Here is a 17,291-nt window from a genome sequence, read left to right as displayed (position 1 = left end):
TAAATGTCCCTGATGCAGCTTTTCATTCGCCTGATGCTCGACTCCGGTCGGCCGCCCCGCAAGAAAGACGAGCGCGGCTTCACGCTGACCGAATTGATGGTCGTGATCTTCATTATCGGCCTGCTCGCCACGGTGGTGATGATCAACGTCCTGCCCAGCCAGGACCGTGCGATGGTGACCAAGGCCAGGGCCGATATCGCGACGCTCGAAAATGCGCTCGAGCAATACCGGCTCGACAACCTGACCTATCCGGCATCGACTGACGGGCTGAACGCACTGACCGTCGCGCCGCCGGCGCTCGCGCAGCCCGAACGCTATCGCCGCGGCGGCTATATCAAGAAGCTGCCCGCCGATCCGTGGGGCCGCCCCTATAATTATCAGGCGCCGGGGCCGAACGGAAAGGCGTTCGACGTCTGGTCGCTCGGTGCCGACGGCGCCCCCGGCGGGACCGACGACAATGCGGATATTCGCAGCGACGGCTGACGCGCGGACGCGCCGGGCGCCAAACGGCTTCACGCTCGTCGAACTGATGGTCGTGCTCGCGATCATGGCGCTCGCCGCGACCGCCGTCATCCTCACCATTCCCGGTGAAGAACGCACGGTCCGCAGCGAGGCCGACCGGCTCGCCGCGCGCCTTGCCGCCGCGCGCGACGTCGCGGTGATCGAGGGGCGCAGCGTCGCGGTCAATTTTGCGCCGTCGGGCTATGGCTTCGAACGGCGGATTTCGGGCGAATGGCAACCGCTCCCCGGCCGGGCGTTCGAGCAACGGAACTGGCCCGGCGACGTGCGCTTCGCGGCGGGCGACGGGCAGGGGGCGGCACGCATCCTGTTCGACCGCGTCGGCATCAGTCCGACGCCGCAGGCGGTTGTGCTCACGGGCGGCGATGCGCGCGAGATTGTGCGCGTCTCGGCGACCGGGGAGGTCAGCCGTGGGCCGTGATCGCGTCCAAGGCCGCGAAAGCGGGTTCACATTGCTCGAAATGCTGGTGGCCTTGAGCGTCATCAGCATCGCCGCGCTCGCGCTCATCCGCCTCGATGCCTATGCGGTGCGCACCGCCGGCGACCTCGACGAAAGCACGATGGCGGGCATCGTCGCGCAGAACCGCGCGGTCGAACTGTGGACCGATCCGGCGCCGCCGACGATCGGCAACAGTGCCGTCGGCGTCGCGAACGCCGGGCGCAACTGGCGCATCGAGCAGCGCGTCGCAAAGACCGCCGACGACGCCCTGCTGCGCATCGATTTGCTCGTCCGCCCCGAAAGCGGGCGCGGGCAGGCGGCGCTGACGATCATCCGGCCGTCGCGATGAGGGACGAGCGCGGCTTTACCCTTGTCGAGATGCTGGTCGCACTCTCCATCTTCGCGGCGATCGCGGCGATGGGCGTCGGCCTGCTGCGCAGCAGCATCGATACGCAGGATGCCGTGCAGGAACGGTTGAAGGCGATGGGTGGGATCAACCGCCTCCGCGCGGTGATGGCGAACGATCTGGCGCAAGCGGTCCAGCGTCCGACGCGCGGGCCCGCGGGGGAAGCGGTTCCTGCCTTTATCGGATCGTCGACCGGCTTTGCATTCGTTCACGGTGGCGCAGGTTCGCAGGACGGTAGCCCGCGGCCCGCGATCGAGCGCGTCGCCTATGCCCGCGTCGGCAACGAATGGCGCCGCGCGACGCAGCCCATGCTCGACGGCACCGCGCTCGGCGAGGGCGACCGGCTGATCGCCGACGTTGCCAGCGTCGCGGTGCGATACCGCGACGAACGAGGCAATTGGGGCGAGGTCTGGAGTTCGGAGCCGGGCGACCGCTTGCCGCGCGCAGTCGAGGTGCGGGTGACCCGCACGGGGCGCGAGGCGCTGACGATGTTGTTTCTGACCGCGCCCACGCTCCCGCCGCCGCCCGCGCAAGGGGTGCCCACACCATGAGCCCCGGCGCGAAGGACGAACGCGGGGCGGCGCTGCTCACTGTATTGCTGCTCGTCGCGGTGATGGCGGTGATCGCGGCGACCGCGCTCGACCGGCTGACGCTTGCGACGCGCATCGCGGGCAGCGCGGCGACAGTCGATCAGGGCCGCGCCTACGCCTTCGCCGCCGAACAGATTGCACTGCGCCGCGTCGCCGACCTTGTCGGGCGGGATCCGGCCAAGCTGACGCTCGCGGGAAACTGGCTCGGGCGTGACTTTACCCTGCCGCTACCGGGCGGTGAGGGGCGCGCGAAGCTGACCGACGCGAACAACTGCTTCAACCTCAACAGCCTGGTCGCCGAGACCGTGCCGGGGCGCTTCAGCCAGCGGTCGGGCTCGATGCGCCAGTTCGGCGAACTGATGGCCTTGCTGGGGATCGATCCGGGTCAGGCACAGGCGATCGCGGGCGCGGCCGCCGACTGGATCGACAGCGACAGCAACGATGGCCCGCTCGGCGCCGAGGACAATGCCTATCGGTCGATGCAGGGCGCTTATCTGCCCGCGAACCGCAAGATGGCCGATGTCAGCGAACTCCGCGCAGTGCGCGGGGTGACGCCCAAAATCTATGCACGCCTGAAACCCTGGATCTGCGTGCTGCCGGTGACCGATCCGGTGAAGCTCAACGTCAACACGCTCGCGCCCGAACAGGCGCCGCTGGTGGCGATGCTTTCCCCCGGCGAAATCGGCGTTGCGAAAGCGCGGGCGGTGCTGGCGGCGCGCCCCGCTGGCGGCTATGGCAGCAGCGTACGATTCTGGGAGGCGGGTCCGTTCGAAGGACGGAAACCGCCGAACGATGTTGCCGAACAGGCGGGCGTGAACAGCCGCTGGCTGGCGCTGACGACGAATGTGACGATGGGGGACGGTTTCTTGACCGCAGTTTCGCTGATCGATGCCAATGGCGGGGCGCCGTCCGCCGGCATGACGCCGCCGGTGATCGTGCGCCGCGATTGGGGCGAGAGCGACTGATATGACGCGCACGCTGGTTCTCTGGCTGCCCCCCGTGGCGGCGCTTGGCGAAGGCGATGGTTCCGATGCCGCTTGGCTGCGCGTCGATGATGGCGTGATCGTCGATAGCGGGCAGGACGACGGGTGGGTCGGCGCGTGGGAAAAGCCGCGCGACGATAGCGCCGCCGACCGGCTGGTCGCGTTGGCGCCGGCCTCCGATGTCCCGCTGCGCTGGCTGCATTATCCCGACGCCGCGCCCGCACAGGCGGCCGCGGCAGCGCGGATCGATGCGCTGAAGAACAGCTTGGGCGATGCTGCAACGTTGCACGTCGTCGCGGGGCAACCCGCGGGCGAGGGACAGGCGGTCGCGGTTGCGGTGACCACCCACGCCGCGATGACCGCCTGGACCGACTGGCTGAAGGCGCGCGATCTGACCCCCGCCGCGATTATCCCGGCCGCGGTGGCGGTGCCGCCGCCTGAACCTGACACGCTTTGGACAGCCGAGGTCGGCGGCGAGCGGATCGTCCGCACCGCCGACCGCGCCTGGGTCTCTGATCCCGAACTCGATCCGCTGATCGCGGGCGGGCACGCTGCGCTGCCGCTCGATGCCGACCGGATGCGCGAGGCGCTGCTGCTGACGCTCGCCGCGCCGCCGCTCGACCTGCTCAGCGGGGGGTGGAAGCCCAAGCGCAGCTGGTCGGTCGATCCGGCGATGCTGCGGCTGGCGAAGCGCCTCGCGATCGCGCTTATTGCCGTGAGCCTGCTCATCCCGGTCATCTATGCGGTGCGCCTGTCGTCCGACACCGGCCGCGCCGACGACGCGGTCGTCGCGATGGCAAAGAAGGCCGGGGTGACCGCGCCCGATGCGACCGTGGCGGAAGCGGAACTCGACCGCCGCCTTGCCGCTGCGGGTGGCGGACCGCTCGCCTTCTCGGTGCCGGCATCGGCGCTTTACGATGCGATGGGCGATGCGCCGGGCGTGACGCTGAGGACGCTGTCGCACCGCACCGACGGAACGCTGACGACGACGCTCGCGGCACCGCGCGTCGAGGATATCAACAAGGTGCTGCTGGCACTACAGGCGCGCGGGTATCGCATCACCGCGCAGCCGATGGCGGGCAGCGACGGGCAGCAAATGGCCAATATCACGATCCGGGCGGTACCATGACCGAGCGACTGCAGAACTGGTGGATCGCCCTCTCGCTCCGCGAACGCTGGCTCGTCGGTGTCGCCGGCTTGCTGGCGCTCGGCGTCATCCTGTGGGGGCTCGGCCGTCCGGCGGTCGCGCTGTTCGTCGATCTCGAAAATCAGCATCGCGCCGCGATCGAGCGCGAAGGGCGCGTGGCGGCGAAGGTGCAATTGCTCGCGCGGCGTCCGGCGAAATCGGTCGCCGCCTCGGTCGATGCGGTCGCGATCGACCAATATCTTGCGCAATCGGCGGGCGAGATCGGGCTGACGCTCGACCGCAATGAGGCGCGCGGCGCGGGGCAGGCGACGATCGCGATTGCCACCGCGCGCGCGACGGTGCTCACCGACTGGCTCGCCTCGCTCGAGGGGCAGGGTTTCGTCGTCGACCAGCTGACGATCACACCCGCCGCCGATGGCACCGTCGGCCTGACCGCCGAACTTCGGAAGGGCGGGCAATGAGCGCGCGCAGGCGTTGGGCGATTGCGGCGCTGCTGCTCGCGTTAATCCTCACTATCGCGACCTTCCCGATGCGGCTCGCGCTTGGCCTTTCGGGCGCGACCGATGCGGGCATCACCGCGCGTGAGGTTCGCGGGTCGGTCTGGTCGGGCGAGTTGGTCGACGCACGGCTTGGCGTTCTGCCGCTCGGCACGGTGCGCGCCAGCCTGTCGCCGCTCGCGCTGCTCGGCGCGCGCACCGAGCTCGCTTTCTCGCGCGCCGACGAACGGCTTGGCGCGCTCGCGGGCCGCCTCCACGGCAGCGACCCGCGCGGCGTCTCCGACGTCAGCGGCACAACGTCGATGTCGGGCGGGCTCGGCATGATCCCCGTCGATACGATCCGGTTCGAAGGCGCCACGATACGCTTCGATGACGCGGGCAAATGCGCCGTCGCAAGCGGCCGAATCCAGCTCTCGGTCACCGCCCCCATCGCGGGGCTCGACCTCTCGCGCGGCCTGTCGGGGCCTCTGGCGTGCGCGAACGGGCGTGCGCAGGCGTCGCTCGCCAGCCAGTCGGGAATGGAGCGGCTGACCTTGTCGTTCGATGGCAGCGGCGCGTACCGCGCGCAGTTCGCGATCAATGTCGATCGCGATCCGGCGATGGCGGGCGCGCTCGCCGCACTGGGGTTCAAGGCCGGAGCCACCGGTTTCGTGCTGGCGACATCGGGCCGCTTCTGACGTGACGATCCTCGATGCCTTGCCCTTCGGCACGGGCGTCGTCTTTGCCGCGCTGATCGGGCTCATGGCCGGCAGCTTTATCGCGACGCTGGTGCTGCGCTGGCCCGTGGGGCGCTCGGTGCTGGGGCGCTCGCAATGCGACGGCTGCGGGCGGCCGCTTGGCGCTCTCGATCTCGTCCCGTTGCTCTCGGCGTTGGCATGGCGCGGGCGCTGCCGGACATGCAACGAGGCGATCGATCCTTTCCACTGGCGCGTCGAGCTGGGTTCAGCGCTGATCGGTGCCATGGCGCTGGCTCTCATGCCCGGGACCGCGGGGGGCTGGCTCTGGGCTTTGTTCGGCTGGCTGCTGTTGCCGCTGGCGCTGCTCGACGCGCGCCATTTCTGGCTGCCCGACCGCCTCAACCTGCTGCTCGGGATTGTCGGCCTGCTCGTTGCGGGACCGATGCTAGGCACATCGCTCATCGACCGCTGGATCGGAGCGTTGGCCGGAGGCCTGATACTCGCACTGATCGCTTGGGCCTATCGGCGCGCGCGCGGTGCCGAGGGGATGGGCGGCGGCGATCCCAAACTGGTCGCGGCGATCGGCGCCTGGCTCGGCTGGCAGGCGCTGCCGCTGATGCTCCTGCTCGCGAGCCTCGGCGGGATCGTCTGGGCGCTCATCGCCCAAGGAAAAGGGGACCGACCGCTCGCCGAGCGACGGGTCCCCTTCGGTGTCTTTGCCTGCACCGCCGCCTTCGCGACGGTGCCTTTATGGCCGCTTCTTAGCGCCCGATAACGACCGTCACCGCGCGGCGGTTCTTGGCATAGGCTTCCTCGGTCGAACCGATTTCGGCCGGGCGTTCCTTGCCATAGCTGATGACCTGGATGCGCGACGGATCGACGCCGAGCGAGGCGAGATAATTTTTCGCGGCGTTCGCGCGGCGCTCACCGAGCGCGATGTTGTAATCGCGGGTGCCGCGTTCGTCGGCATGGCCTTCGAGCGTGACGCGGACTGCGGGGTTGCGCTGCAACCACTGCGACTGGGTCTGCAACGTCGCCTGATCCTGCGCGTCGACATTATACTGGTCATAGTCGAAGAAAACGCGGTCGCCCATGGCGCCCACGCTGGCGAGGAAATCTTCTTGCGATCCGGGGACCACGCCGGTGCCGGTGCCGGCGCCCGTATCGGTGCCGGTGCCTTCGGGGGCGGGGGGGAGCGTGTCAGGGGCCTTTTTCGCGCAGGCGCCAACAGCAAGCATGGTGATCGCCGCGATCATCGCGGTGCTTTTCCGTATCGTCATGTCTCTGTCCTCTTGTTGTTGAAAATATTCTTGCGGCCGAATTGGCCCGTTCAGGACGCGATAGTTGAACCCGATCGCGCCCCTTTGGTTCCGGTTTTCCTCAGGGAAGTACCGGCCCCCAGCTGGGGTCCGACCCGTCTTGCGGGGTCGGCAGGCGGCGCATGTTCACCCCGGTCAGGTCGACCTGCCACAGGCTCGATTTGCCTTCGCGCCCCGGGGTGGTGCGGAAGAACTGGATGACGCGGCCGTTCGGCGACCAGGTCGGCGCCTCGTCCTGCCAACTGTTGGTCAGCATCCGCACGCCGCCGCCCGACGGGGTCATCACCCCGATGCGGAACTCGCCGCCGCCCATGCGGGTGAAGGCGATCAGATCGCCGCGCGGCGACCATTCGGGGGTCGCGGCGCGCCCGCCGCCAAAGCTGATCCGCTGTTGGTTCGATCCGTCGATGTTCATCGTATAGACCTGCTGGCCACCCGACCGGTCGCTCTCGAACACGATCTTCTTGCCGTCGGGCGAGAAGCTGCCCCCGACATCGATGCCCGGGGTGCTCGTCAGTCGCACTGGGGTGCCGCCGTTCGCCGAGATGCGATAGATGTCGGTGTTGCCGTTCACCGCCATCGAATAGAGGATCTGCGTGCCGTCGGGCGACCAGCGCGGCGCGAAGGTCGCGTTCGAGCTTTCGGTCACCAGCTTCTGCGAACCCGCCGCGACGTCGTAGATGAAGACGCGGACGCGGTTGTTCAAATAGCTGACGTAGACGATCTTCTTGTAATCGGGCGAGAAACGCGGGCTGATGGCGAGCGCCTGGCCGTTGGTGATGAAACGGTGGTTGCCGCCGTCGCTGTCCATGATCGCGAGCCGCTTGATGCGGTTCCCCTTGGGTCCGCTCTCGGCGATATAGGCGACGCGGCTGTCGAAGAAGGGCGCTTCGCCCGACAGGCGCGAATAGATGGCGTCGGCGCATTTATGCGCGGCGCGGCGCCAGTCGCCGGGCTGGATTTCGAAGCCCTTGCGGACAAGCTCGCTGCCGAGCGCGGTGTCGTAGAGATAACAGCCGACGACGAGGCCGCCGGTCCCGCTCGCATCGACGAAGCCGTGGACGACATTTTCAGCATTGCGCGCTTGCCATTCGGCAAAACGCGGCGCCTGCACCTCGGCGCGGCTGATCGTCGGAATTCCGCTCGGGCCCATAGGGTCGTAAAGGCCGCTGCGTTCAAGGTCGGCGGCGATGACTTCGGCGATCTGGCGGCCGAGGCTGTCGGTACGGAGCCCGGCAACATTTTGCACCGACGATGTGGCGAGCGCGGGGATCGCAATGACCGTGCGGTCCTGCGACAGCGTGCCTTYGATTGTCTCGCGCGGCTCGGTCTGCGTGACCGCGGGCGGCGTCGGGGCGGCCGGGGTTTGCGCGAGGACCGGTGCCGCGGTGAGCAGCAGGGCGAGCGAAAGGCTGATCGGACGGAGGAGCATTTCTCTTACCTCTTGATGAAATCGAGCGTGTAATTCTGCCAGAAGCTGTAATTTTCCTCGGGCAGGTCGAAGGGTGCGGCGAGTTCCACCGCGCGTTTGGCGCATTCCTGGTGGCGCTGGATCTGGAATTTGTTGCTGTCGTTCTCGCCGCTGGTCGTGACGCTGGTGAAGCCGGCGAGCGCCCCCGACTGGGTCAGGCGGAATTTCACGACGGTTTTGAGCTGATCGACATCGACCCCCGAGATGCGGCAGCCGTTCCAGCGCGGCGCGACCGCGGACTTGATGCTGACGTCGATCGATCGCCGGACTTCGGCGGCTGTGGCTGCAGCGGGCGCACCTTTGCTCGCGGGCGATTTGGGCTGCGATTTGGAGAGCCCTTCGGCAATGCCATCGAGGCGACCGGTCGGGCGGGCAGGGCGGTTCTTTGCGGGCGGTGCTTTCGGTGCGGCCTTGGGCTGCGCCTTTTGCGCAGCGGGTGGCTGCTTCGGCGGTGTCGCCTTGGGCCTCGCAACCTGTTTGGGTGTCGGCGCGGGTGTCGGCCGTACCACCGGTTCGGGCAGCGGCGGCGCGGGCACCGGCTCGGGCGCTGCAACGTCGACATTATCCTCTTCGCCAAGCCGCGCGGCGGGGGGCGTCTCGCTGATCACCGGCGCGGTCGATTGGACCGCGGTTTCGGCGATCAGGTCGACTTCCATCGGGGGATTGTCGAACCGCCGGTCGCCCGCGGTCCACTGGACCGAGAGCAGACCGATGATGATGACATGCGCCGCCACCGCGATGGCGATGCCGCGTCCTTCATTCCCCCTCACTGCCCGTGTTTCGGCCATCGTCTTAGCCTAGGGCCGTGTTTCTGAACCGTCGGTGACCGCGGCGGGCTCGCTGTCGGCGGCGCCCTCCGATCCCGTCGTCACCAGCGAAATGCGCGTCAGGCCGGCGCGGTTGAGTTCGCCCATGACGCGCATCACGCGGCCATAGTCGAGCCCCTTGTCGGCGCGCAGCATGATCTGGCGCGGCTTGTCCTGCCCCTCATTCTCGCGCGCGATCGCGTCGAGCCGCGCGGGCAGTTCCGCCTCAGGCACGACCTCTTCGCCGATATAGAGCGTGTCGTCGGCGTTGATCGACAGCTGTACAGGTTCTTTGTCTTCGGTCTCGACCGGCTTCGCGCGGCTTTCGGGCAGGTCGATCGGCACGGCGGAGGCGAGCAAGGGCGCGGTGATCATGAAGATGATCAGCAGCACGAGCATCACGTCGACGAGCGGGGTGACGTTGATTTCAGCCATCGGCGCGCGGCGATGGCCACGTCCACGCCGTTCGCCGATGCCGCCGGAGGGACCGCTCATCGCCATCAGGCTTCAACCTCGAGTTCGCGGCTGAACGTCGCGTGCAGCCCGTCGGCGAAGCGGCCGAGGCGCGATTCAAGCCGGTTCAGTCGCTGGGAAAAGGCGTTGTACGCGATAACGGCGGGGATTGCGGCGAACAGGCCGATCGCGGTCGCGAACAAAGCCTCGGCGATGCCGGGTGCGACGACGGCCAAGCTGCTGTTGTTCTCCGCGGCAATCGCGGTGAAGCTGCGCATGATGCCCCACACGGTGCCGAACAACCCGACGAAAGGCGCGACCGAGCCGATGGTGGCCAGCGTGCCGATCTTTTCGGCGAGCCGGTCGACTTCGCCCGCGACCGCGCTGTTCATCGCGATGCCGAGGCGCTCGCGCGTACCGTCGCGGTCGACATTCTTGGTCTTGGTCGACCGGCGCCATTCGCTGATCCCGGCGCCGAGCACCTTCGCGCTCGGCAATTCCTCGCTGCCGTTTTTGTCGAAGAATTTGTCGATATTGTCGGCGCGCCAGAAATCGCGCTCGAAGCGCTCGGACGCGCTCATCAATTTGCTGACGCTCCGGCCGTGCGTGAAGATCACCGCCCAGACATAGATCGACGCGGCGAGCAGCCCGATCATCACCGCCTTCACGATGATATCGGCCTGCAGGAACAGCGCGACGGGGGACAAGGTCGCCGCGTCGGCGGCCAGCGAGATATTGTCTAGCAAGGGAAAGTCTCTCCATTCATGATGGCGGTAAATCGGTCGGCCCACCCAGCAGGCTGGCGGCGCGGCCGGCCTTCGGGCGACAGGAAGGCTGCGGTGACTTGCCCGTCGGTCAATGTCTCGCCGCTTAACGTGTCAGTTCCGCGAAGGATGCGCTGCGAAATAACCACGCTCGCGCCGCGCACCGCCTCGACCGTGCTCACCACGAGCAGATCGTCGTCGAGCTTCGCCGGACGGCGATATTTGATGGCGAGGTCGGTGACGGCCCAACTGCCTTCGCCCGCGTCCATCGCGGCGCGCTGGTCGATGCCCGCGATCCGCAACATATCCGAGCGGGCGCGCTCCATATAGCGCAGGTAATTGGCATGATAGACGATGCCCGACAGGTCGGTGTCCTCGAAGTACACGCGTGCCCGGAAATGATGCTCAGCCCCGACAAAGGCGCCGGGGATGAAAGGGGGCGGGACGTTTACCATTATCCCAACCGATAGCCTCGCAACGACTCGTCGCAAACCCCTCTTGAACGGTTCGTCGCAGATCGGGGCCGGTTGGTGGAATGAAAGCCGCGGAAATCCGTCTATTTTCCTTGATCGAAAAGTCCGTCCTGCGAACCCGCTGGCGGATTGAGCCCGAGATGCTTCCACGCGCTCGCGTTGAGCATGCGTCCGCGCGCGGTGCGCGCGATCAGGCCGACCTGCAGCAGATAGGGCTCGATGACATCCTCGATCGTGTCGCGCGGTTCGGATAGTCCCGCCGCCATCGTCTCGACCCCGACCGGCCCGCCGCGATAAATATCGGCGATCATCGTCAGGTACCGCCGGTCCATCGCGTCGAGCCCGAGCGCGTCGACTTCGAGCCGGTTGAGTGCCGCATCGGCCGCTTTCGCATCGACGATCGGGTGGCCGGCAACGGTCGCGAAATCGCGCACCCGGCGCAGCAGCCGTCCGGCGATGCGCGGTGTCCCGCGCGAGCGTTTCGCAATCTCCAGCGCGCCATCGGACGCGATCGGTAATGCCAGCAGGCGTGCGGCGCGCGTGATGACCTGCTCGAGCTCGCCATGCGTATAGAAATTGAGCCGCACCGGAATGCCGAAGCGGTCGCGCAGCGGGGTGGTCAGCAGGCCCTGCCGCGTCGTCGCGCCGACCAGCGTGAACTTCGGCAAATCGATCCGCACCGACCGCGCCGACGGGCCCTCGCCGATCATGATGTCGAGCGCGCGATCCTCCATCGCGGGATAGAGGATTTCCTCGACCGCCGGCGACAGACGGTGGATTTCGTCGATGAACAGCACGTCGCCATCCTCGAGATTGGTGAGCAGCGCGGCAAGGTCGCCCGCCTTTGCGATCACCGGCCCGCTGGTCGAACGGAAACCGACGCCGAGTTCGCGCGCGACGATCTGCGCCAGCGTCGTCTTGCCGAGCCCCGGCGGGCCATAAAAAAGCACATGGTCGAGTGCGTCCGCCCGCGACTTCGCCGCTTCGATAAAGATACGGAGGTTTTCACGCGCCGCCGCCTGTCCGACGAACTCGGCGAGCGTCTTCGGCCGCAGCGCGGCGTCGGCATCTTCGGGGATGCGGATCGGGGTGGTGAGGTCGGGCTCAGTCATAATGCTCTATTGCATCGCCAATGATCGAAACCCAAGGCTCCTTGCGCTCCTCATAAACCGAATAATCGGGCACAAAACCATGGCCGGGCTCGAAATTCCCGAGCGGTATCGCATAGGCTTCGTGATAGGGCCGCGCCCGGTACCAGACGCCCGAGCCGCAGGTGCCGCAAAAGAAGAAGTCGGCGGTGTTGCCGCTGTCGCCGGTATATTGCCACATCTTCGCATTCGCCTCGCCCTCGATGCGAACCCGCTCGGCCGGGAAGCGAACCTGCGCGGCAAAGGCGCTCCCGCTCCGCGCCTTGCACTCGCGGCAATGGCACACCGACACGCGGATCGGTTCGCCGGTGCAGGCGATGCGGACCTGGCCGCAGCGGCAGGCGGCATTGCAGACGCGATCGGTCACTTCGCAGACGCGATCGGTCACTTCGCTGCTTTCTTGAGCGCTGTCCGAACCAACGCATCCAGACCGGCACCCGCTCCCAATTCCTCGTTCGCGGCAGCTACCGCGGCGCTCGCTTCGCCGGGCTTAAAGCCGAGACCGGTGAGGGCGGTCACGGCGTCGGCGAGAGGGCCGGGGGCAACGGACAGCGACGCCGACCCGCCGCCCGAAATCCCGCCCAGCGCACCCGCCTTGTCCTTCAGTTCATGCGTAATCCGCTGAGCGAGCTTCGGTCCGACGCCGTTGGCGCGCGCGATCATCGCGCTGTCGCCGCTCGCGAGCGCGCGTTGCAGGTCGCCGATCTCGAGCGCCGAGAGGATCGCGAGCGCGACCTTGGCGCCGACGCCCTGGACGCTGGTGAGCAGGCGGAACCAGTCGCGTTCCTCGGCCTTGGCAAAGCCGAGCAGGCGGAGGAAATCTTCGCCGACGAGCATTTCGGTGTGGATGGTGACGTCGCCGCCAACCGGGCCCAAAGCGTCGAGCGTGCGCGCCGATGCTTCGACGAGATAACCGACGCCGCCGACGTCGATCACCGCATGGCCTGCGCCGCTCGAATCCAGCCGCCCTGTCAGTTTTGCGATCATGCCCCGTGCCTAACGCGGGGAGAACGAAAAGGGAATCAATTTCCCCTCCTCGCCGAACTCACTCCCTCGCCGAACTCACTCCATATTTCGTCATGCCGGACTCGGTCCGGCATCCATGACCGCGTGGACCCCGGATCAAGTCCGGGGTGACGAAATATCAGTGCCGCGGCCGATGGTTCGCATGGCAGATCGCGACCGCCAGCGCATCCGCCGCGTCGGCGCCGGAGACCTTGGCGCCGGGGAGCAGCACACGCAGCATTGCCTGCACCTGCTCCTTCGCCGCGCCGCCGGTGCCGACGATCGCCTTCTTGACCAGCCGCGGCGCATATTCGGCGACCGCCAGCCCGCCGCGTGCGCAGCCGAGCAGGACGACGCCGCGCGCGTGCGCGAGCTTGAGCGTCGATTGCGGGTTGTCGTTGACGAAGACCTCTTCGACCGCGGCGCACATCGGCGTATGGTCGGCGATCACCGCCGCGAGCACGGTGTCGAGATGCGCGAGCCGGTCGGGCAGGGACGCCTTGGCGTCGGTCTTCACCTGCCCGTTGGCGATGTGGCTGATCCGGCTGCCCTCGACGCGGATGACGCCCCAGCCGGTGCAGCTGAGCGAGGGATCGAGGCCGAGGATGATCAGCCGAGCTTCTCCATCACCGCGTCGGGGATTTCGTAATTGCCCCATACGGTCTGGACGTCGTCGTCATCGTCGAGCGTGTCGATCAGCTTGAACAAAGTCTGCGCGGTCGCTTCATCGGTGACTTCGCTTTTCAGCGTCGGGCGCCAGGCGAGCTTCACGCCTTCGGCCTCGCCCAGCTTGGCTTCGAGCGCTTTCGCGACTTCGTGCAGGCTGTCGACGCTGGTCCAGATGTCATGGCCGTCCTCGGACGATTCGACATCGTCGGCGCCGGCGTCGAGCGCGGCTTCGAACACCGTGTCGGCGTCGCCGGCCTTGGCAGCATAGCTGATCATGCCGAGCCGGTCGAAACCGTGGCTGACGCTGCCGCTGGTGCCGAGGTTGCCGCCGTTTTTCGAGAAGGCGGTGCGGACGTTGGTCGCGGTGCGGTTGCGGTTGTCGGTCAGTGCCTCGACGATCAGCGACACGCCGCCGGGGCCATAGCCTTCGTAGCGGATTTCCTCGTAATTATCGCCTTCGCCGCCGGCGGCCTTGTCGATCGAGCGCTGGATATTGTCCTTGGGCACCGATTGCGCCTTGGCGGCGTTGATCGCGGCGCGCAGGCGGGCATTCGCGTCGGGATCGGGCAGGCCCATCTTCGCCGCGACAGTGATTTCGCGCGAAAGCTTCGAAAACAGCGAGCTGCGTTTTTTGTCCTGCGCACCCTTGCGGTGCATGATGTTTTTGAATTTGCTATGGCCGGCCATGGCTCTCTTCTTTTCGGCTGGAAGGAACTGGAAGCGCGCGCTTACATCAGGACCGAATGTCAAAGCAACCGCTGCCACCACCCGACATCGCGCCAGCCGCCCATTTTCCAGCCGACCTCGCGGTAGATACCGATCGGCGTGAAGCCCATCGCCTCATGCAAGCCGATGCTGGCGTCATTCGGTAAGGCAATCCCGGCAAAGATGGCGTGGATATTGCGATGGGCCAAAATCGGAAACAGCGCCTCGTAAAGCCGCCGTCCAACTCCGGAACGTGCAAAGGTCACATCAAGGTAGACCGCGACATCTGCCGAGGTTGCATAGGCTTCGCGCGTGCGGTGAGGGGAGCCATAGGCGTATCCGGCAATTTCGCCTTGGACCTCCGCGACCAGCCAGCCATGACTCGCACCATAATTCTCTATCCGGCGCGCCATTTCCACGGCATCGGGCGGATCGCATTCGAAACTGACCCAATTGTCCGTGACGTAGGGCGCGTAAATCTCGGCACATCGCGCCGCGTCGGTTAAGGTCGCCGGGCGGATGTCGGCGCTCACGCCAGCGTCACCGCCGTCCCCGACGCGCTGACCATCAGCATCGAGCCATTCTGCCCGAGCACTTCATAGTCGAGGTCGACGCCGATCACCGCATTGCCGCCGAGGCGCGCGGCCTCGGCTTCCATTTCGCCGATCGCCTCTTTGCGCGCGCGGGCGAGGACGTCCTCATATTTGCCCGAGCGGCCGCCGACGATGTCGGTGATGCTGGCGAACAGGTCGCGGAACAGATTGGCGCCGACGATCACCTCGCCGGTGACGATGCCCAGATATTCGCGGACCGGACGGCCCTCGACATTATTGGTGGTGGTGCTGAACATCGTCACTCTCCTGGCTGGGGGCGTCAGTCGATTCCGAGCGCTGACTTATAGACGTCGAGGATCGCTTCCATTTCCTTGCGGTCGTGGACCGGCAATTTGCGCAGGCGAACGATCTGGCGCATGATTTTCGGATCGTAACCCTGCGATTTCGATTCATTATAGGTGTCGCGGATGTCGTCGGCGATGCCCTTTTTCTCTTCTTCCAGACGCTCGATGCGCTCGATGAAAAGGCGCAGTTGTTCGTCGGATACGGTGGCTTCGCTCATTTTTGGCTCCGGTGATTGGGATGATGCGGCGCGAGAATCGCGCCTGGCGCGTCCCTAATCGGCTCCGGGATTTTTGGCCATGCTTTCTTCCATCCGCGCGAGCTGTTCGGGCGTCGCGGCGGTATGATGCCGCGCTTTCCACTCCGCGGTCGGCATGCCGTGCACGATCGCGCGGCCTGCCTCCTTGTCCATGTCGCCCGCCTCGGCAATCCAGTCGCCGAGGCAGTTGCGGCAAAATCCGGCGAGGCCCATCAAATCGATGTTCGCGGCGTCGCTGCGATGCTGGAGCAGGCGGACGAGGCGGCGGAAGGCCGCGGCGGCGACCGCATCGTCAAGGCTGTCGAGCGCCTCATTACCGGTGGTCTGATCGTCGCTGCAGGACATGGTTCCTCCGTTGAATGATTGAATAGCTATACGGCGGTTGCCTTCCTATCATCAAGGCGGCATTGCCATCATCAGCAAGCCGGCATTGCCCTAGCGTCCCCCCTGTTATCGGAGCTTTTGTGGTCCAGAATTTTATTCCCCGCCAGCGCAAGGTGCGCATCCTGGCGACCCTTGGCCCCGCGAGCGCCAACCCCGAGATGATCGCCGCGCTGCACCGCGCCGGCGCCGATGCGTTTCGCGTCAACATGAGCCACGGCGACCATGCGGGTCATGCAAAGGTTATCGCGGCGATCCGCGCGCTCGAAAAGGACACCGGACGCCCGACGACGATCCTTGTCGACCTGCAGGGCCCGAAACTGCGCGTCGGCACCTTCAAGGACGGCCCGGCCGAGTTGGTGAACGGCAAGAGCTTCGCTCTCGATACCGACAAGACGCCGGGTGATGCGACGCGCGTTTACCTGCCGCACCCCGAATTGTTCGCGGCGCTTGAAGCCGGCACGCGCCTGCTGATCGACGACGGCAAGCTGGTGCTGCGCGTGAAGAGCGTTGCGCCGGACAAGATCGAAACGGTGGTCGAAGTCGGCGGCAAGATTTCGGACCGCAAGGGCGTCAATGTTCCCGATGTCGTCGTGCCGCTCGCGGCGCTGACCGAAAAGGACCGCAAGGATTTGACCTTCGCGCTCGAACAGCATGTCGACTGGATCGCGCTGTCGTTCGTGCAGCGCCCCGAGGACGTCGCCGAGGCGCGCACGCTGATCGGCGGCAAGGCGGCCTTGCTCGTCAAGTTCGAGAAGCCGTCGGGCGTGCAGCGGATCGAGGAAATTCTCGAACTCGCCGACGCGGCGATGGTCGCGCGCGGCGACCTGGGCGTTGAACTGCCGCCCGAGGCGGTGCCGCCGCTGCAGAAAAAGATCGTCGCCACCGCACGCCGCATGGGCAAGCCCGTCGTCGTCGCAACGCAGATGCTCGAATCTATGATCGTCTCGCCGTCGCCGACGCGCGCCGAAGTATCCGACGTCGCGACCGCTGTTTACGATGGTGCCGACGCAATCATGCTGTCGGCCGAAACCGCGGCGGGGGCCTTCCCGGTCGAGGCGGTGACGATGATGGATTCGATCGCGCGCTCGGTCGAAAGCGACCCCGACTATTTTCGCCGCCTGCATTTCACCGAGACCGCGCCAGACGCGACGACCGCCGACGCGCTCGCCGAAGCGGCGGGCAGTATTATCACGACGATCGCCGCCGATGCGATCATCTGTTTCACCGCGTCGGGCTCGACCGCGCGCCGTGTCGCGCGCGAGCGGCCGGGCGCACCTTTGCTCGTCCTGACCCCGAAGAAGGAAGCAGCGCGGCGGATGGGCCTGCTCTGGGGCGCGCACGCCGTGCCGACCAAGGATATCGGCAGCTTTGAAGAGATGATCGCCAAGGGCAAGCGCATGGCGCTGCGTCATGGGATCTGCAAGGCGGGCGCGAAGCTGGTGATGATGGCGGGGGTTCCGTTCGGCACCCCGGGATCGACCAACGTGCTGCATGTGGCGACGCTGACCGGCGACGAGTTGCGCGGCTACAGTTAGGATTCGGGCGCTAGTCGATTCAAATCGGCACATAAGTTACCGGCTGATTCACAAAATTTTCGACGTGATTCAGAACGGGACGTTTAAAAATGGTAAATGGACTTTGCACCATTGACGCCGCTTGGCATAGTTGGTGGATGTAGCGC

The 17,291-nt window shown here is 66.6% G+C and carries 25 protein-coding genes; 10 read left to right on the top strand and 15 right to left on the bottom strand.

Annotation, left to right across the window (positions count from 1 at the left end):
• The first annotated feature begins 3 nt into the window (after positions 1-3).
• From gspG to ASD73_RS09870, 9 genes are read left to right on the top strand one after another with little or no spacing between them, the layout of a single operon-like run.
• Entirely contained in the window at positions 4-483 is a 480-nt protein-coding gene (gene gspG / locus ASD73_RS09910; RefSeq protein WP_056371911.1) for a type II secretion system major pseudopilin GspG, read from the top strand.
• Positions 458-940, top strand: a complete 483-nt coding sequence (locus tag ASD73_RS09905) for a GspH/FimT family pseudopilin (protein WP_056371909.1) — start codon at positions 458-460, stop codon at positions 938-940. The genes gspG and ASD73_RS09905 overlap by 26 nt, the downstream gene beginning before the upstream one ends.
• Positions 930-1,307, top strand: a complete 378-nt coding sequence (gene gspI / locus ASD73_RS09900; RefSeq protein ID WP_082521464.1) for a type II secretion system minor pseudopilin GspI — start codon at positions 930-932, stop codon at positions 1,305-1,307. Before ASD73_RS09905 ends, gspI begins: the two co-directional genes overlap by 11 nt.
• Entirely contained in the window at positions 1,304-1,915 is a 612-nt protein-coding gene (gene gspJ, locus ASD73_RS09895) for a type II secretion system minor pseudopilin GspJ (protein ID WP_056371907.1), read from the top strand. The genes gspI and gspJ overlap by 4 nt, the downstream gene beginning before the upstream one ends.
• Complete coding sequence (gene gspK / locus ASD73_RS09890; RefSeq protein ID WP_056371905.1) at positions 1,912-2,919, top strand: type II secretion system minor pseudopilin GspK; 1,008 nt, start codon at positions 1,912-1,914, stop codon at positions 2,917-2,919. The genes gspJ and gspK overlap by 4 nt, the downstream gene beginning before the upstream one ends.
• Before the next feature lies 1 nt (position 2,920).
• Positions 2,921-4,066, top strand: a complete 1,146-nt coding sequence (gspL, locus tag ASD73_RS09885) for a type II secretion system protein GspL (RefSeq protein ID WP_056371903.1) — start codon at positions 2,921-2,923, stop codon at positions 4,064-4,066.
• The gene (gene gspM, locus ASD73_RS09880; RefSeq protein ID WP_056371901.1) at positions 4,063-4,545 is read left to right on the top strand and encodes a type II secretion system protein GspM; all 483 of its coding nucleotides are present in this window, start codon (positions 4,063-4,065) and stop codon (positions 4,543-4,545) included. Before gspL ends, gspM begins: the two co-directional genes overlap by 4 nt.
• On the top strand, positions 4,542-5,258 hold the full coding sequence (gene gspN, locus ASD73_RS09875) for a type II secretion system protein N (protein ID WP_056371899.1): 717 nt from the start codon (positions 4,542-4,544) through the stop codon (positions 5,256-5,258). The genes gspM and gspN overlap by 4 nt, the downstream gene beginning before the upstream one ends.
• Positions 5,259-5,265: 7 nt before the next feature.
• Positions 5,266-6,033: a prepilin peptidase gene (locus ASD73_RS09870; protein WP_056373454.1), complete on the top strand. Its 768-nt coding sequence runs from the start codon at positions 5,266-5,268 to the stop codon at positions 6,031-6,033.
• Here the strand turns inward: ASD73_RS09870 and pal are convergent.
• The 15 genes from pal to ASD73_RS09795 all read right to left on the bottom strand — a co-directional run bounded on the left by pal (position 6,020) and on the right by ASD73_RS09795 (position 15,571).
• Positions 6,020-6,538 (bottom strand): peptidoglycan-associated lipoprotein Pal, encoded by a 519-nt coding sequence (pal, locus tag ASD73_RS09865; RefSeq protein WP_171013523.1) that lies wholly within the window; start codon positions 6,536-6,538, stop codon positions 6,020-6,022. The genes ASD73_RS09870 and pal overlap by 14 nt on opposite strands.
• Positions 6,539-6,638: 100 nt before the next feature.
• On the bottom strand, positions 6,639-8,009 hold the full coding sequence (gene tolB / locus ASD73_RS09860; protein WP_056376015.1) for a Tol-Pal system beta propeller repeat protein TolB: 1,371 nt from the start codon (positions 8,007-8,009) through the stop codon (positions 6,639-6,641).
• A gap of 5 nt (positions 8,010-8,014) precedes the next feature.
• On the bottom strand, positions 8,015-8,818 hold the full coding sequence (locus ASD73_RS09855; protein ID WP_235534291.1) for a hypothetical protein: 804 nt from the start codon (positions 8,816-8,818) through the stop codon (positions 8,015-8,017).
• Positions 8,819-8,845: 27 nt separating this feature from the next.
• Positions 8,846-9,355, bottom strand: coding sequence for a protein TolR (tolR, locus tag ASD73_RS09850; RefSeq protein ID WP_056371892.1), 510 nt, complete (start codon positions 9,353-9,355; stop codon positions 8,846-8,848).
• Entirely contained in the window at positions 9,355-10,053 is a 699-nt protein-coding gene (gene tolQ / locus ASD73_RS09845; protein ID WP_056371890.1) for a protein TolQ, read from the bottom strand. Before tolQ ends, tolR begins: the two co-directional genes overlap by 1 nt.
• Positions 10,047-10,526, bottom strand: coding sequence for a YbgC/FadM family acyl-CoA thioesterase (locus tag ASD73_RS09840; RefSeq protein WP_056371888.1), 480 nt, complete (start codon positions 10,524-10,526; stop codon positions 10,047-10,049). The genes tolQ and ASD73_RS09840 overlap by 7 nt, the downstream gene beginning before the upstream one ends.
• A gap of 101 nt (positions 10,527-10,627) precedes the next feature.
• On the bottom strand, positions 10,628-11,656 hold the full coding sequence (gene ruvB / locus ASD73_RS09835; RefSeq protein ID WP_056371886.1) for a Holliday junction branch migration DNA helicase RuvB: 1,029 nt from the start codon (positions 11,654-11,656) through the stop codon (positions 10,628-10,630).
• Positions 11,649-12,080, bottom strand: a complete 432-nt coding sequence (locus tag ASD73_RS09830; protein WP_235534283.1) for a GFA family protein — start codon at positions 12,078-12,080, stop codon at positions 11,649-11,651. The genes ruvB and ASD73_RS09830 overlap by 8 nt, the downstream gene beginning before the upstream one ends.
• Positions 12,077-12,679 carry a Holliday junction branch migration protein RuvA gene (ruvA, locus tag ASD73_RS09825; protein WP_056371883.1) on the bottom strand — a complete coding sequence of 201 codons (603 nt, stop codon included), beginning with the start codon at positions 12,677-12,679 and terminating at the stop codon, positions 12,077-12,079. Before ruvA ends, ASD73_RS09830 begins: the two co-directional genes overlap by 4 nt.
• A 157-nt stretch (positions 12,680-12,836) precedes the next feature.
• Complete coding sequence (gene ruvC / locus ASD73_RS09820; RefSeq protein WP_056373450.1) at positions 12,837-13,310, bottom strand: crossover junction endodeoxyribonuclease RuvC; 474 nt, start codon at positions 13,308-13,310, stop codon at positions 12,837-12,839.
• Positions 13,307-14,053, bottom strand: coding sequence for a YebC/PmpR family DNA-binding transcriptional regulator (locus ASD73_RS09815; protein WP_056371881.1), 747 nt, complete (start codon positions 14,051-14,053; stop codon positions 13,307-13,309). The genes ruvC and ASD73_RS09815 overlap by 4 nt, the downstream gene beginning before the upstream one ends.
• Before the next feature lie 59 nt (positions 14,054-14,112).
• On the bottom strand, positions 14,113-14,604 hold the full coding sequence (locus tag ASD73_RS09810; protein ID WP_156377345.1) for an arsinothricin resistance N-acetyltransferase ArsN1 family B: 492 nt from the start codon (positions 14,602-14,604) through the stop codon (positions 14,113-14,115).
• On the bottom strand, positions 14,601-14,921 hold the full coding sequence (locus ASD73_RS09805) for a YbjQ family protein (protein WP_037514654.1): 321 nt from the start codon (positions 14,919-14,921) through the stop codon (positions 14,601-14,603). The genes ASD73_RS09810 and ASD73_RS09805 overlap by 4 nt, the downstream gene beginning before the upstream one ends.
• 23 nt (positions 14,922-14,944) lie before the next feature.
• Positions 14,945-15,187: a DUF2312 domain-containing protein gene (locus tag ASD73_RS09800; RefSeq protein WP_037514655.1), complete on the bottom strand. Its 243-nt coding sequence runs from the start codon at positions 15,185-15,187 to the stop codon at positions 14,945-14,947.
• Positions 15,188-15,241: 54 nt separating this feature from the next.
• Entirely contained in the window at positions 15,242-15,571 is a 330-nt protein-coding gene (locus tag ASD73_RS09795) for a DUF1244 domain-containing protein (RefSeq protein WP_056371879.1), read from the bottom strand.
• Between the two features lie 119 nt (positions 15,572-15,690).
• Here ASD73_RS09795 and pyk point away from each other — a divergent pair, with 119 nt between their 5' ends.
• Positions 15,691-17,145 (top strand): pyruvate kinase, encoded by a 1,455-nt coding sequence (pyk, locus tag ASD73_RS09790; RefSeq protein ID WP_056371878.1) that lies wholly within the window; start codon positions 15,691-15,693, stop codon positions 17,143-17,145.
• Positions 17,146-17,291 lie beyond the last annotated feature (146 nt).

It is taken from the genome of Sphingopyxis sp. Root154 (assembly GCF_001427105.1).
Classification (GTDB): Bacteria; Pseudomonadota; Alphaproteobacteria; order Sphingomonadales; family Sphingomonadaceae; genus Sphingopyxis.
Note: the sequence above shows the minus strand (reverse complement) of the source record. Positions and strands in the feature narration are given on the sequence as shown.